Source organism: Streptomyces sp. NBC_00310, from assembly GCF_036208085.1.
Classification (GTDB): domain Bacteria; phylum Actinomycetota; class Actinomycetes; order Streptomycetales; family Streptomycetaceae; genus Streptomyces.
Genome location: NZ_CP130714.1, coordinates 2,216,359 through 2,230,241 on the forward strand (window position 1 = coordinate 2,216,359; position 13,883 = coordinate 2,230,241).

The 13,883-nt window shown below is 68.9% G+C and carries 13 protein-coding genes; 3 read left to right on the forward strand and 10 right to left on the reverse strand.

The genetic code is table 11. The features are described from left to right. Positions 1–40 precede the first annotated feature (40 nt). Together OG202_RS09790 and OG202_RS09795 are read left to right on the forward strand one after the other, a co-directional pair. On the forward strand, positions 41–883 hold the full coding sequence (locus tag OG202_RS09790) for a peptidylprolyl isomerase (protein WP_328222610.1): 843 nt from the start codon (positions 41–43) through the stop codon (positions 881–883). A gap of 135 nt (positions 884–1,018) precedes the next feature. Further along, a complete protein-coding gene (locus tag OG202_RS09795; protein WP_326584100.1) occupies positions 1,019–2,248 on the forward strand; it encodes a DUF349 domain-containing protein in 1,230 nt (409 codons plus the stop codon). Between the two features lie 93 nt (positions 2,249–2,341). On the opposite strand, the gene OG202_RS09800 is transcribed toward OG202_RS09795, so the two are convergent. The 8 genes from OG202_RS09800 to ruvC form a co-directional block, all read right to left on the reverse strand. Beyond that, on the reverse strand, positions 2,342–4,903 hold the full coding sequence (locus OG202_RS09800) for a RelA/SpoT family protein (RefSeq protein ID WP_327730575.1): 2,562 nt from the start codon (positions 4,901–4,903) through the stop codon (positions 2,342–2,344). 306 nt (positions 4,904–5,209) lie between these two features. After that, complete coding sequence (locus tag OG202_RS09805) at positions 5,210–5,758, reverse strand: adenine phosphoribosyltransferase (protein WP_326584098.1); 549 nt, start codon at positions 5,756–5,758, stop codon at positions 5,210–5,212. Then, positions 5,755–6,849 carry a protein translocase subunit SecF gene (gene secF, locus OG202_RS09810; protein ID WP_326584097.1) on the reverse strand — a complete coding sequence of 365 codons (1,095 nt, stop codon included), beginning with the start codon at positions 6,847–6,849 and terminating at the stop codon, positions 5,755–5,757. The genes OG202_RS09805 and secF overlap by 4 nt, the downstream gene beginning before the upstream one ends. 1 nt (position 6,850) lies before the next feature. Further along, the gene (gene secD, locus OG202_RS09815) at positions 6,851–8,608 is read right to left on the reverse strand and encodes a protein translocase subunit SecD (protein WP_327730574.1); all 1,758 of its coding nucleotides are present in this window, start codon (positions 8,606–8,608) and stop codon (positions 6,851–6,853) included. Positions 8,609–8,741: 133 nt separating this feature from the next. Beyond that, positions 8,742–9,248, reverse strand: a complete 507-nt coding sequence (gene yajC / locus OG202_RS09820) for a preprotein translocase subunit YajC (RefSeq protein ID WP_326584095.1) — start codon at positions 9,246–9,248, stop codon at positions 8,742–8,744. Between the two features lie 174 nt (positions 9,249–9,422). Continuing rightward, positions 9,423–10,517: a Holliday junction branch migration DNA helicase RuvB gene (gene ruvB / locus OG202_RS09825; protein WP_327730573.1), complete on the reverse strand. Its 1,095-nt coding sequence runs from the start codon at positions 10,515–10,517 to the stop codon at positions 9,423–9,425. A 51-nt stretch (positions 10,518–10,568) separates the two neighbouring features. Next, positions 10,569–11,174: a Holliday junction branch migration protein RuvA gene (ruvA, locus tag OG202_RS09830; protein ID WP_326584093.1), complete on the reverse strand. Its 606-nt coding sequence runs from the start codon at positions 11,172–11,174 to the stop codon at positions 10,569–10,571. Then, positions 11,171–11,737, reverse strand: coding sequence for a crossover junction endodeoxyribonuclease RuvC (ruvC, locus tag OG202_RS09835; RefSeq protein WP_326585905.1), 567 nt, complete (start codon positions 11,735–11,737; stop codon positions 11,171–11,173). Before ruvC ends, ruvA begins: the two co-directional genes overlap by 4 nt. A gap of 349 nt (positions 11,738–12,086) precedes the next feature. On the opposite strand from ruvC, the gene OG202_RS09840 reads away from it, so the two are divergent. Then, on the forward strand, positions 12,087–12,392 hold the full coding sequence (locus OG202_RS09840; protein WP_326584092.1) for a hypothetical protein: 306 nt from the start codon (positions 12,087–12,089) through the stop codon (positions 12,390–12,392). A 76-nt stretch (positions 12,393–12,468) separates the two neighbouring features. Here the strand turns inward: OG202_RS09840 and OG202_RS09845 are convergent, their stop codons facing one another. Beyond that, positions 12,469–13,221 (reverse strand): YebC/PmpR family DNA-binding transcriptional regulator, encoded by a 753-nt coding sequence (locus tag OG202_RS09845; RefSeq protein WP_326584091.1) that lies wholly within the window; start codon positions 13,219–13,221, stop codon positions 12,469–12,471. 49 nt (positions 13,222–13,270) lie between these two features. Beyond that, positions 13,271–13,879 (reverse strand): pyridoxal 5'-phosphate synthase glutaminase subunit PdxT, encoded by a 609-nt coding sequence (gene pdxT / locus OG202_RS09850; protein WP_326584090.1) that lies wholly within the window; start codon positions 13,877–13,879, stop codon positions 13,271–13,273. Positions 13,880–13,883 lie beyond the last annotated feature (4 nt).

Here is a 13,883-nt window from a genome sequence, read left to right on the forward strand (position 1 = left end):
CGCACCTGTCGACGTACGAGACGCATGAGGAGAGAACCCCGTGGTCAGCCAGGATCAGCGGCGGCGTCAGCTCGCCCGGGAGAAGTTCTTGCGGCAGCAGCAGCGACGCACGTCCGCGCGGCGCAAGGCCCATGTCCGCAACGCCGTGATCGCCTCGGTCCTCGGCGTGATCCTGGTGGGCAGTGTGGCGCTCTACACGACCGACGTCCTCAAGGGCGACGACAAGAAGGACAACGCGAGCGCCGAGGTGTCCCCGAGCACCTCGCCCAGCGCCAGCAAGGCGCCGGACCCCTGCGAGAAGCCGGCCGCGGGCAAGGTGAAGAAGCTCACCTACAAGAAGGAACCCGCGATCACCGTCGACAAGACCGCGAAGTACACGATGGATCTGCGGACGACCTGCGGTTCCATCCCCATAACGATGGACGCGGCGAAGGCCCCGCACACCGTGAACTCGTTCAACTTCCTGGTGAACAAGGGCTACTTGGACCACACCAAGTGCCACCGGCTCACCACGCAGGGCATCTACGTCCTGCAGTGCGGTGACCCCCAGGGCACCGGCATGGGCGGTCCCGGCTACACGATCCCGGACGAGAACCTGAAGGACTCGCGCCTGAAGGGCGATGTGTACCCGGCGGGCACGGTCGCGATGGCGAACCAGTTCAACGCCCAGACGGGCGAGGGCAAGAACAGCGGCGGCAGCCAGTTCTTCCTCGTCTTCCAGGACAGCCCGCTGCCGGCCAACTACACCCCGTTCGGCACGATCTCCGAGGCGGGCATGAAGGTCCTCACGAAGATCGCCAAGGCCGGCGAGAACACCGGCATGGGTGATGGGACGCCCAATGCGACCGTTGTGATCGACAAGGCGACTGTCAAGAAGTCCTGACCACCGACGGTGAAATTTCGGTCGCGCGGGATGCGGACAGGCAACCCGCCGGTCGCCTATGTTGGCCGTGACGAAACTGTGGACGATGCTCGGGGGCGCTGAGGCCCCTTGCAGGCATCATGTGGAGGAGGCGCTGTGAGCAGCGACCCGTGGGGCCGCGTCGACGAGACGGGGACCGTGTACGTGCGTACGGCCGACGGCGAGCAGGTCGTCGGTTCCTGGCAGGCCGGCTCCCCCGAGGAGGCGCTGGCCTACTTCGAGCGCAAGTACGAGGGCCTGGTTGTCGAGATCGGCCTCCTCGAGAAGCGTGTGAAGACCACCGACCTGTCGGCGAAGGACGCCCAGGCCGCTATCGACCACATTCGCGAGCAGGTGGACGCGCACCACGCCGTCGGTGACCTGAACGCGCTCAAGGTGCGGCTGGACAAGCTCGTCGAGACGGTCGAGGCACGCCGCGAGGAGCGCAAGCAGCAGCGGGCGAAGCAGTCCGACGAGGCTCGGCACGCCAAGGAGGCCCTGGTCACCGAGGCGGAGGAACTGGCCCAGTCCGACCAGTGGCGGTCCGCCGGTGAGCGGCTGCGCGCGCTGGTGGACACCTGGAAGGGTCTGCCGCGGCTGGACCGCAAGTCCGACGACGAGCTCTGGCACCGCTTCTCGCACGCCCGCTCGGCGTTCTCCAAGCGTCGCAAGGCCCACTTCGCGCAGCTCGACGCGCAGCGCGAGGACGCCCGCAAGACCAAGGAGAAGCTGGTCGCGGAGGCCGAGGCGCTGTCGAACTCGACCGACTGGGGTCCCACGGCGGCGCGCTACCGCGAGCTGATGGCCGACTGGAAGGCCGCGGGCCGCGCCCAGCGCGAGCACGAGGACGACCTGTGGAACCGCTTCCGCGGCGCCCAGGACGTCTTCTTCGCCGCCCGCAGCTCCGTGTTCGCCGAGCGTGACGCGGAGCAGTCGGAGAACCTCAAGCTCAAGGAGGAGCTGGCCGGGGAGGCGGAGAAGATCCTGCCGGTGACGGATCTGAAGACGGCCCGTGCCGCCTTCCGCTCGGTCAACGAGCGCTGGGAGGCCATCGGCCATGTGCCGCGCGACGCCCGCCCGAAGGTCGAGGGCCGGATGCACGCGGTGGAGCGGGCGATCCAGGAAGCCGAGGAGGCCGAGTGGCGCCGCACCAACCCGGAGGCCCGCGCCCGCGCCGCCGGTCTCACGGGCCAGCTCCAGGCCGCCGTCGACAAGCTGACGGGCCAGATCGAGGCCGCCCGCGCCCAGGGCAACAACGCCAGGGCCGACAAGCTCCAGCGCGAGCTCGACGGCCGCCAGGCCCTGCTGGACCAGGCGCTGAAGGGTCTGCAGGAGTTCGGCGGCTGACACCGACGGCACACGAGTGAGGGGCTCCCGTACGCACCGTACGGGAGCCCCTCACTCGTTCGTCCGGCCTTCCGCCGGCCGTTCACCGGCCCGCTACGGCCTCCGTGCCGATGTCACCCGGTACACGTCGTACACGCCTTCCACGCCGCGTACGGCCTTCAGGACGTGGCCGAGGTGTTTCGGGTCGCCCATCTCGAAGGTGAAGCGGGAGGTGGCGACGCGGTCGCGGGAGGTCTGGACGGCCGCGGAGAGGATGTTGACGTGCTGGTCGGACAGGACACGGGTGACGTCCGACAGCAGACGGCTGCGGTCCAGGGCCTCGACCTGTATGGCGACGAGGAAGACCGACGACTGGGTGGGTGCCCACTCGACCTCGAGGATGCGCTCGGGCTCGCGGGACAGCGACTCGACGTTGACGCAGTCGCTGCGGTGAACCGATACGCCGCTGCCGCGGGTGACGAAGCCGATGATGGGGTCGCCGGGGACGGGCGTACAACAACGGGCGAGCTTGACCCAGACGTCGTCGACACCCTTGACCACGACACCGGGGTCGTTGCTGCCGCGCCGCTTGCGGCCGCGGCCGCGGGTGGGCGGTACGGCCTCGTCCATCTCCTCGGTGGCCGCCTCCTCGCCACCGAGGGCCTGGACCAGCTTCTGCACCACGCTCTGCGCGGAGACATGGCCTTCGCCTATGGCCGCGTAGAGGGCGGAGATGTCGGGGTAGCGCATCTCGTGGGCGAGGGTGACCAGTGAGTCGCCGGTGAGGATGCGCTGGATCGGCAGGTTCTGCTTGCGCATCGCGCGGACGATGGCGTCCTTGCCCTGCTCGATGGCCTCGTCGCGCCGCTCCTTGGAGAACCAGGCGCGGATCTTGTTGCGGGCCCGCGGCGACTTCACGAAGCCGAGCCAGTCGCGGGAGGGGCCCGCGCCGGCCGCCTTGGAGGTGAAGACCTCCACCAGGTCGCCGTTGTCGAGGGTGGATTCGAGCGGGACCAGCCGGCCGTTGACCCGGGCGCCTATGGTGCGGTGGCCGACCTCGGTGTGGACCGCGTAGGCGAAGTCGACGGGGGTGGCGCTGGCCGGCAGCGCTATCACGTCGCCCTTCGGTGTGAAGACGAAGACCTCGTTGCGGGACAGGTCGAAGCGCAGGGACTCCAGGAACTCGCCGGGGTCCTCGGTCTCCTTCTGCCAGTCCAGCAGCTGACGCAGCCAGGCCATGTCGTTGAGGTGGTCGTCCTTGCCGGTGGTCCTCGGCTGGTCCGAGCGCACCTTGGAGGCGCCGGCGACAGCCTCCTGCTTGTACTTCCAGTGCGCGGCGATGCCGTACTCGGCGCGGCGGTGCATGTCGAACGTACGGATCTGGAGTTCGACGGGCTTGCCGTTGGGCCCGATGACCGTCGTGTGCAGCGACTGGTACATGTTGAACTTGGGCATCGCGATGTAGTCCTTGAACCGCCCCGGAACCGGGTTCCAGCGGGCGTGGACGGTGCCCAGGGCCGCGTAGCAGTCGCGGACGGTGTCCACCAGGACGCGGATGCCGACCAGGTCGTAGATCTCCGCGAAGTCACGGCCGCGGACGATCATCTTCTGGTAGACGCTGTAGTAGTGCTTCGGGCGGCCGGTGACGGTCGCCTTGATGCGGGCGGCCCGCAGGTCCTGCTGCACCTCGTCGGTCACTATGGCGAGGTACTCGTCACGCTTCGGTGCCCGCTCGGCCACCAGCCGGACGATCTCGTCGTACATCTTGGGGTAGAGGATCGCGAAGGCGAGGTCCTCCAGCTCCCACTTGATGGTGTTCATGCCCAGGCGGTGGGCGAGGGGCGCGTAGATCTCGAGGGTCTCGCGCGCCTTCTTCTCCTGCTTCTCGCGCTTGAGGTAGCGCATGGTGCGCATGTTGTGCAGGCGGTCGGCGAGCTTGATGACCAGGACGCGCGGGTCCTTGGCCATGGCGACGACCATCTTGCGCACGGTCTCGGCCTGGGCGGCCTCGCCGAACTTGACCTTGTCGAGCTTGGTGACGCCGTCGACGAGGAGGGCGACGGAGTCGCCGAAGTCGCGGCGGAGCTGGTCGAGGCCGTACTCGGTGTCCTCGACCGTGTCGTGCAGCAGGCCCGCCATCAGGGTGGCCGGATCCATGCCCAGCTCGGCGAGGATGGTGGTGACGGCGAGCGGGTGCGTGATGTACGGGTCGCCGCTCTTGCGCTTCTGGCCTCGGTGCCAGCGCTCGGCGACCTGGTAGGCCTTCTCGATCTGGCGGAGCGTCGCCGTCTCGATCTTCGGGTCGTTGCTGCGCACGATCCGCAGCAGAGGCTCCAGGACCGGGTTGTACGGGTTGGAGCGCTGGACACCGAGCCGGGCGAGCCGGGCGCGTACGCGGTTGGAGGAGCCGGAGCGGGCGGGCTGGCCGGTGGCGGCGGGGCGTACCGGGGGCGCCGGAGTGGGCGCGGGCGCGGGGCTCTCGGGTGCGGCGGGCTTGGGGCGCGACGGGCCGGCGGCCTTGTCGGCGGGCGCGGACTGGGCGTGCTCGACCGAGCCCTGCGCGGACGTGGCGGCGCTCTCGGGGTTCGCCTTCGTCGTGTTCTGCGCGGGCTTGGCCGCGGGGCCCGAGGCGGACTCGGGCTTGGCGGCGGTCAGGTGCTGGGCCTCGTCTGCCAAGAGGGCTCCTCGTGCGCGATCCGGGTCCCCCGGTCAGGCTCCGGAGCACCCATGGTAGCGATCCCGCGCGTCAGGATCGCCTTCAGGCCACTGTGAAGGCCGTCAACCCGTGAAACACCGGAGACGGGAACCGGATTCCTCGGGGCCCGGCTCGAGGTCCGCGCCGTGGTGCGCGCGGTGGTACACGCACTGGTAGGAGCCGTGGTGCGCGCGGGCGTGGGCTGCGGCGCGTTCCGTGTGCCGGGACGTGCGACGGGCGCCCCGGAAAGGATTCCGGGGCGCCCGTCGGGTGTCGTGTGCTGCGGGTCAGACGGTGATCAGGGCCTCCAGCGGGGCCCCGGCCAGCGCGGACTCCAGGCGCTGCCGGCCCGCCAGGAAGGACAGCTCCATCAGGACCGCCACACCGGCGACCTCGGCGCCCGCGCGGCGGATCAGCTGGAGGGAGGCCTCGGCGGTGCCGCCGGTGGCGAGGACGTCGTCGATGACCATGACGCGGTCGCCCGCGGTCAGGTCCTCGGCGTGCACCTCGATCTCGGCGGAGCCGTACTCCAGGTCGTAGGCCTGGCCGAGCGTGGCTCCGGGGAGCTTGCCCGCCTTGCGTACGGGGATGAAGCCGACGCCCGCGCGGACGGCGGCCGGGGCGCCCAGGATGAAGCCCCGGGCCTCCAGGCCGACGATCTTCGTGGCGCCGTGCCGCAGGGCCAGCTCCGCCAGCGCGTCCGTCAGCGCGGTGAACGCCGCCGGGTCGGCCAGCAGCGGGGTGATGTCCTTGAACATCACGCCCGGCACCGGGTAGTCCGCGACATCGCGTATGCGGCTGAGCAGCAGCGTCGTGACTTCTGCGAGCTCGGTCATCGCCGCTTCCCGCCCCGGCCCCGGCTGCGGCTCCCGGACTGGGCACGCGGGCCGACGACCGCGGGGGTGACGTCCGCCGGCTCGTCGTCGTACGACTCGTCGCCTGTCGGATCCACGTCGCGCTCGGCCTGGGCCCGCTTGGCGAGCACGCGCTTCTTGAGGGCCTTCATCTGCGGCTCGCGCTCCTTGAGGTCGGCGACGAGCGGCGTGGCGATGAAGATCGACGAGTACGCGCCTGCCGCGAGGCCGACGAACAGCGACAGCGAGATGTCGTTGAGCATGCCCGCGCCGAGGACACCGCCACCGATGAACAGCAGGCCTGCGACCGGCAGCAGCGCGACCACCGTGGTGTTGATCGACCGCACCAGGGTGCTGTTGATCGAGCGGTTCGCGACGTCGCTGTAGGTCCACCGGCTCTGCTTGGTGATGTCCTTCGTCTGCTCCTTGAGGCTGTCGAAGACGACGACCGTGTCGTAGAGCGAGTAACCGAGGATCGTCAGCAGACCGATCACCGTACCCGGCGTCACCTCGAAGCCGACGAGGGCGTAGATGCCGATGGTGATGGTGATGTCGTGGATCAGGGCGACGAAGGCGGCGATGGCCATGCGCCACTCGAACGCGATCGCCAGGTAGATCACCACGAGGACCAGGAAGATCCCCAGGCCCTGCCAGGCCTTGTTGGCGATCTGGTCACCCCAGCTGGGGCCGACCAGGTCGGCGTTGATCGCTTCCGAGTCGACCTTGAGGTCCTTGGCGAGGTCGTCCTTGATCTGGTCCGACTTGCCCGTGTCCACACCTGAGATCTGAATGCGCAGGGTGTCGTTGCCGAGCTTCTGGACGATCGCGTCGTGGCCGGAGGCCTCTTCGGCGTACGTCTCGGCCTGGGAGACCGAGACGCTCGTCTTCGGCGTGGTGAAGACGGCACCGCCCTGGAACTCGATGCCCATGTTCATGCCGCGCACCCCCAGGCCGAGGATGGCCGTGATGGTGATCAGGATGGAGACGCCGTACCAGAGCTTGCGGTTACCGACGAAGTCGTAACCGACCTCGCCGCGGTGGAGTCGGGCTCCGAGGTCACCGAGCTTCGACATCTCAGGCCTCCTTCGGGTCGGCGGGGGCGGCGGGACGGCGAGTGCGGCGCAGCGGAGGCCGGGCGCCCAGTCGCTTCGGGTCCAGGCCGGACCAGCTGTGGCCGTTGCCGAAGAACTTGGTGCGGGCCAGCAGCGTCAACAGCGGCTTGGTGAAGAAGAAGACGACGACCACGTCGAGCACGGTCGTCAGACCGAGCGTGAACGCGAAGCCCTGGACCTTGCCGACGGTGACGATGAACAGCACCGCGGCGGCGAGGAACGACACGAAGTCGGAGACCAGGATGGTGCGCCGGGCCCGCGGCCAGGCCCGCTCGACCGCGGGCCGCAGCGAACGGCCCTCGCGGATCTCGTCCCGGACGCGTTCGAAGTACACGATGAACGAGTCCGCTGTGATGCCGATCGCGACGATGGCACCGCAGACGGCCGGCAGGTTCAGCGCGAAGTGGATGGTCGGGCCGAGCAGCGTCATGATCACGTAGGTCAGGATCGCGGAGGCCAGCAGCGAGGCGATGGCGATGAGCGACAGGCCGCGGTAGTAGACGATCAGGTAGATCATGACCAGGGCCAGACCGATCGCACCCGCGATCAGACCGGCCTCCAGCTGCTCACCACCGAGCGCGGGGCTGACCGTGGTGACGCTGGACTCCTTGAAGGTCAGGGGGAGAGCGCCGTACGACAGCATGTTGGAGAGGTTCTGGGCCTCTTCCTGCGTGAAGCTGCCGGAGATCTCGGCCTTGCCGCCGGTGATGGGCCCGTTGACCTCGGGGTGGGAGACCACCTCGTCGTCGAGGACGATCGCGAACTGGTTCTGCGGGGAGGTCTGGCTCGACAGCGTGGTGGTGACGTCGGTGAACTTCTTCTCGCCCTTGGAGTCGAAGTTCATGACGACCTTCCAGCCTGAGCCCTGGGTCGTGTCGAGGATGGCCTCGGCCTTCGTGATCTCCGTGCCGTCGACGCCGACCGGGCCGAGCACGAACTTGCTCCAGCCGCCGTTCTCCTTGCCACAGGCGACGACGGGCTCCGTGCTCTTGCCCTTGCCGGCCTGGGCCTGCTGCTTCGGGTCGGTGCAGTCGAGCTTCGCGTACGCCGCTTGGAGCGCCTGGATCTGTGGGTCGGCGGTCGGGCTGGCGGCCGGCGCGCTCTCGGAGGCCTTGGGGGACTCCGAGGAGGTCGTGGAAGGCGTGGGGTCTGCCTTGATCGCGTCCGTCACCGCACGCCCCTGCGAGGTGGCGGTGGCCGACGGGCTGGCGGACTCGGAGGAGGCTGCCTTGTCCGTGTCGTCGGAGGTCGTCGGGCTCGGCGAGGCGCTGCCGCTGGAGCTCGGAGGGGCACTCGGGGTGGCCGTCGCGCCCGAGGCCTCCACCTGCAGGACCGGACGGAAGTACAGCTTGGCGGTGGTACCGACCTGGTCCCGGGCTTCCTTGGAGTTCGTGCCCTTGGGAATGTTGACAATGATGTTGTCACGGCCCTGGGTCTGGACCTCTGACTCCGACACACCCAGACCATTGACACGACGGCTCATGATCTCGACCGCTGTGTCCATGTTGGTCTTGTTGATCGCGTTGGGCTGGCCGGGCTCGTTGATCGCCGTCAGCGTGATGCTCGTACCACCGGCCAGGTCGATGCCGAGACGCGGAGTGGTGTGTCCGGAGGCGAACATTCCCCCGGTGAGCGCCACGATGGCGATCAGGATGAGGGCCAGCGCGCGCCCAGGCTTGCCCTGGGCGCTCGCGCTCCGGCCCTTCTTCGGTGCTGCCACCTTCTCGTACTCCCTCTCGGGCCGCCGTGCGCGGGGTCAGCGCGGGACGGCCATGACTGGTGTCGGGGAATCCGGGCGAAAACGGCACGTGCCCAGGGCGCGGGCGGTTCTCGCTCGCACTCCCGGGACGTGACTACTTCGCGTCGGACTCGCCGTCGGTCTTCTTCGGCTCTGCTTCGTCGGCCTTGTGGGCGGCCTTCGCCTCGGCGGTCTCGTCGGCCGCGTCGTCGGACGCGTCCTTCTTGCCGAGGTCGATGGGCTTGTCGTCGGAAGCGGCGGAAGCGTCGTCGGAGGGCTCGTCGGTCTCGGTGAGGGAGGAGGCGTCGTCCGGGACGACGTCGGACTTCAGGTCGTGCTCGATGCCGTGGACGATGCGGTTGTACTCCTCGTCGCTGAGGACGGCACCGATGGAGTTCTTGGCGAACAGCAGCTCGACGCCCGGCCCGGCGTCGAGGAGGACCGTGTCCTCGCTGACCTCCTTGACGGTCGCGTACATGCCCCCGATCGTGCGGACGCCGGAACCGGGCTGCATCTGGTTCCGCATGTCGACGGCCTGCTGCTGCTTCTTCTTGGCCGATCGGGTCATCAGGATCATGGCCCCGATGAGCACGATGAACGGGAGGAGGGTCACGAGACTCACGGGTCGGAACTTCCTTCACACGACCGCGATGGCGAGCGGCCTGATGGTTGGGGGTATGTGTGCTGCCGACAAGGGCGGCATCGGCGGAGTCTAAGCGAGTCCACCGTGATGGAACAACGCACAGCATGTCACCGGGGTTCCTTGCCGGGCGAGTACCGCGCCGTCACGAGACGGTCACGCCCCGAACAGGTCCTGTTGTCCGTTTCCGCCGGTCGTGCCGCGTGGCGGGGTGAGTCCGAGATGGGCCCAAGCGGCGGGCGTCGCCACCCGGCCCCGGGGGGTCCGGGCGAGCAGTCCCTCGCGGACGAGGAAGGGTTCGGCGACCTCCTCGACCGTCTCGCGCTCCTCCCCCACGGCGACGGCGAGCGTCGAGAGGCCGACGGGGCCGCCGCCGAAGAGCTTGAGCAGGGCTTCGAGCACGCCCCGGTCGAGGCGGTCGAGGCCGCGGGCGTCCACCTCGTAGACGGCGAGGGCGGCCGCGGCGATGTCGCGCGTGATGACGCCGTCCGCCTTGACCTGCGCGTAGTCCCGTACGCGGCGCAGCAGACGGTTGGAGATACGGGGTGTGCCGCGTGAGCGGCCCGCGATCTCGGCGGCGCCGGCCGTGTCGATCTCGACGTCGAGGAGGTTCGCCGAGCGGTGGATGACGCGCTCCAGCTCGGCAGGTTCGTAGAACTCCATGTGCGCGGTGAAGCCGAAGCGGTCGCGCAGCGGCGGCGGCAGCAGACCCGCGCGTGTGGTGGCGCCGACCAGGGTGAAGGGCGGTAGTTCGAGGGGGATCGCCGTGGCGCCGGGGCCCTTGCCGACGATCACGTCGACGCGGAAGTCCTCCATCGCCATGTACAGCATCTCCTCGGCGGGCCGGGACATGCGGTGGATCTCGTCGAGGAAGAGGACCTCGCCCTCCTGGAGGGAGGAGAGGATCGCGGCCAGGTCGCCGGCGTGCTGGATGGCGGGGCCGGAGGTGATGCGGATGGGGGCGCCCATCTCGGCCGCGATGATCATCGAGAGCGTGGTCTTGCCGAGGCCCGGGGCGCCGGAGAGCAGGACGTGGTCGGCGGTGGCACCCCGCGCGCGTGCCGCCCGCAGGACCAGGTCGAGCTGCTCGCGGACCTTCTCCTGGCCGATGAACTCGTCCAGGTCCTTGGGGCGCAGGGCTGCCTCGACGGCCTGGTCCTCACCATCGGCGACAGAGCCCACCAGCCGCTCCGCGGCGGGACCGACGAGCCCCTCGGGGGCGGTCTCGTCGGTCGTGTCGTCCCAGTTCATTGCGTGTGCCTCGCGGGTCGCGGTCGGATGGGTGAAGCGTCAGTGCGTGCGTCAGCGTGTTCTGTTGAGCGTCTGGAGCGCGGCCTTCAGCAACTGGCCCACCTGGGGCGTGCCTTCGGTGGCCTCGGCCTGGGGTGCCACGGCCGAGACGGCCTCGTCGGCCTCGCGGGTCGCGTAGCCGAGGCCGATCAGGGCCGCGTGCAGTTGGTCGCGCCAGCCGGTGGTGATCGCGGTACCGATCACGGGTGCGCCGATCGGTTCGCCCAGGCGGTCCTTGAGTTCCAGGAGGAGCTTCTGGGCGCCCTTCTTGCCGATGCCGGGGACGGCGATGAGCGCTTTCTCGTCGCCGGTGGCCACCGCTCGGCGCAGTGCGTCGGGGCTGTGCACGGCGAGCATCGCCTGTGCCAGCCGGGGGCCCACGCCGCTCGCCGTCTGCAGCAGTTCGAAGACCTGGCGTTCGTCGTCGTCCACGAAGCCGTACAAGGTCAGCGAGTCCTCCCGGACGACAAGGGAGGTGGCGAGCTTGGCCGGGCGGCCCATGCGGAGCCCGGACAGGGTGTTGGGCGTGCACTGGACGGCGATGCCGATCCCTCCCACCTCGACCACCGCGGAGTCCGGGGCGAGGGCGGCGACCGGGCCACTGACGAAGGCGATCATGCGGGGCGGCCTTTCGATGCGATCGACGCTCTGTCGGCGATCGGTGCTTTGGTTGCGTGCAGGGCGACGGCCTGCTGGAGCCGGTTCTGGGCGGGGGCCCGCCAGATGTGGCAGATGGCGAGTGCGAGGGCGTCGGCGGCGTCGGCGGGTTTCGGGGGAGCGTCGAGCCGCAGCAGGCGGGTGACCATGGCTCCGACCTGGGCCTTGTCGGCGCGTCCGTTGCCGGTGACGGCGGCCTTGACCTCACTCGGGGTGTGCAGGGCGACGGGGAGGCCGCGCCGGGCGGCGCAGAGCATGGCCACCGCGCTGGCCTGGGCCGTGCCCATCACCGTACGGACGTTGTGCTGACTGAACACGCGCTCCACCGCGACACATTCGGGCTGGTGCTCGTCCAGCCACTGTTCGATGCCCTGCTCGATGGCGACGAGGCGGTCGCCCAGCTCCGCGTCCACGGGCGTACGGACGACTCCTACGCCACGCAGGGTCAACGGTCGCCCCGCGACACCCTCGACCACACCGACGCCGCAGCGGGTCAGCCCGGGATCCACACCGAGTACACGCACCTTAGTCCGTTGCCTCCTCATTCCTGTCCATCCTGCGCGGTCAGGCTATCCGGCGGCACCGACAACGTCCGCAGGCCGGGTCGGGATGCGACTGAGGCACGGGCCGAAGGGCCCTCACCAGGACCACGCAAGCTCCACAGGATATGCAAAGCAAGAGCAAAGGATCTTCACCCGAGCATCCCGATACTCCAGACATGTCGTCAGAAACCGCTGCCGCTGCGGCCTTTATTGATTGCCTCGAACACTTGATCGCTTATATGTTCCGGCACGACGCGGACGGCAGACCACCGTCCGCTTTCCAGCGAAGTGATGTTCGCATCAATCGCATCGCACAAGAATCGGGGAATCCATGCGTTCCATAGCGAAGATCGGCGTGACCGCCACCGCCCTGCTGGCGACGGGCCTGGCGCTCGCGACCCCCGCCCAGGCGGCGGCCGACGCCAAGCACACCGGTCGCAGCGGCTGCTTCAACTGGTCGTGGGCCGACGGTGTTTCGACCACCACCGTCTACTACCACAACATCTGCGACAAGAAGGCGACCATCAACATCTGGTGGAAGGACGGCAAGGTCGAGTACATGAAGGCCGACACCGTCGCCGCCGACGGCAAGGGTCACCTCAAGCACACCGGTGACGTGAAGAGCATCGACGGCTGATCGAACGCCGGAACATGACGAATGGCCCGCCGAAGTTCGCTTCGGCGGGCCATTCGTGCGTCGCGGCTGCCGACGATCAGGCGTCGACCTTGGCCATGACGTCGTCGCTCACGTCGAAGTTGGCGAAGACGTTCTGGACGTCGTCGCTGTCCTCCAGGGCGTCGATCAGCTTGAAGATCTTCCGGGCGCCCTCCTCGTCCAGCTCGACCTGCATGGTCGGGACGAAGTTGGCCTCGGCGGAGTCGTAGTCGATGCCGGCCTCCTGGAGGGAGGTGCGGACCGCGACCAGGTCGGTGGCCTCGCTGAGCACCTCGAAGGACTCGCCCAGGTCGTTGACCTCCTCGGCACCCGCGTCGAGCACGACCTCCAGGACGTCGTCCTCGGACAGCTCGCCCTTGGGGACGATCACGACGCCCTTGCGGTGGAAGAGGTACGAGACGGAACCGGGGTCGGCCATCGAGCCGCCGTTGCGGGTCATGGCGACACGGACGTCGGAGGCGGCACGGTTGCGGTTGTCGGTGAGGCACTCGATGAGCACCGCGACACCGTTCGGGCCGTAGCCCTCGTACATGATCGTCTCGTAGTCGGCGCCACCGGCCTCGAGACCGCCGCCGCGCTTGACCGCGGAGTCGATGTTCTTGTTCGGGACCGACTGCTTCTTCGCCTTCTGGATGGCGTCGTACAGAGTCGGGTTGCCCTCGATGTCCACGCCGCCCATGCGCGCCGCGACCTCGATGTTCTTGATCAGCTTCGCGAAGAGCTTGCCGCGCTTGGCGTCGATCACGGCCTTCTTGTGCTTCGTCGTAGCCCATTTAGAGTGGCCGGACATCTGCCTGTCTCCTTCGCGTAACCCATCTCTGCAACGAACCCCAGAGATCCTACAAGGACTCCGCCACCCGGTTCGCGCGCACCATCTCGACGAACAGCGCGTGCAGCCGGTGGTCGCCGGTCAGCTCCGGATGGAACGACGTGGCAAGGGCGTTGCCCTGGCGTACGGCGACGATGTGGCCCTTGTGCTCGGCCAGCACCTCCGTCTCGGCGCCCACGGACTCGACCCAGGGGGCGCGGATGAAGACGCCCTCCACAGGATCGCCCTCGACACCCTTCACGTCGACCGCCGCTTCGAACGACTCGTTCTGACGCCCGAAGGCGTTACGGCGCACGATCATGTCGATACCGCCGATGGTCTCCTGGCCCGAGCGCGGGTCGAGGATCTTGTCGGCGAGCATGATCAGGCCGGCGCAGGTGCCGTACACGGGCATGCCGTCCCGCACGCGCGCGCGGAGGGGTTCCATCACGCCGAAGAGGACGGCGAGCTTGGAGATGGTGGTGGACTCGCCGCCGGGGATGACGAGGCCGTCCACCTCGGCGAGTTCCTCGGGGCGCCGCACCGCCCTGGCCACGGCATCGGCCGCGGCCAGGGCGACGAGGTGCTCCCGTACGTCGCCCTGGAGAGCCAGGACGCCTACGACGGGGGTGTCGCTCATGGGT

Coding starts and splice junctions, on each gene's coding strand:
- OG202_RS09805 (WP_326584098.1), bottom strand. CDS start 5,758: ATGACCGAGCTCGCAGAAGTCACGACGCTGCTGCTCAGCCGCATACGC.
- secF (WP_326584097.1), bottom strand. CDS start 6,849: ATGTCGAAGCTCGGTGACCTCGGAGCCCGACTCCACCGCGGCGAGGTC.
- ruvB (WP_327730573.1), bottom strand. CDS start 10,517: ATGAACTGGGACGACACGACCGACGAGACCGCCCCCGAGGGGCTCGTC.
- ruvA (WP_326584093.1), bottom strand. CDS start 11,174: ATGATCGCCTTCGTCAGTGGCCCGGTCGCCGCCCTCGCCCCGGACTCC.
- OG202_RS09840 (WP_326584092.1), top strand. CDS start 12,087: ATGCGTTCCATAGCGAAGATCGGCGTGACCGCCACCGCCCTGCTGGCG.
- OG202_RS09845 (WP_326584091.1), bottom strand. CDS start 13,221: ATGTCCGGCCACTCTAAATGGGCTACGACGAAGCACAAGAAGGCCGTG.
- pdxT (WP_326584090.1), bottom strand. CDS start 13,879: ATGAGCGACACCCCCGTCGTAGGCGTCCTGGCTCTCCAGGGCGACGTA.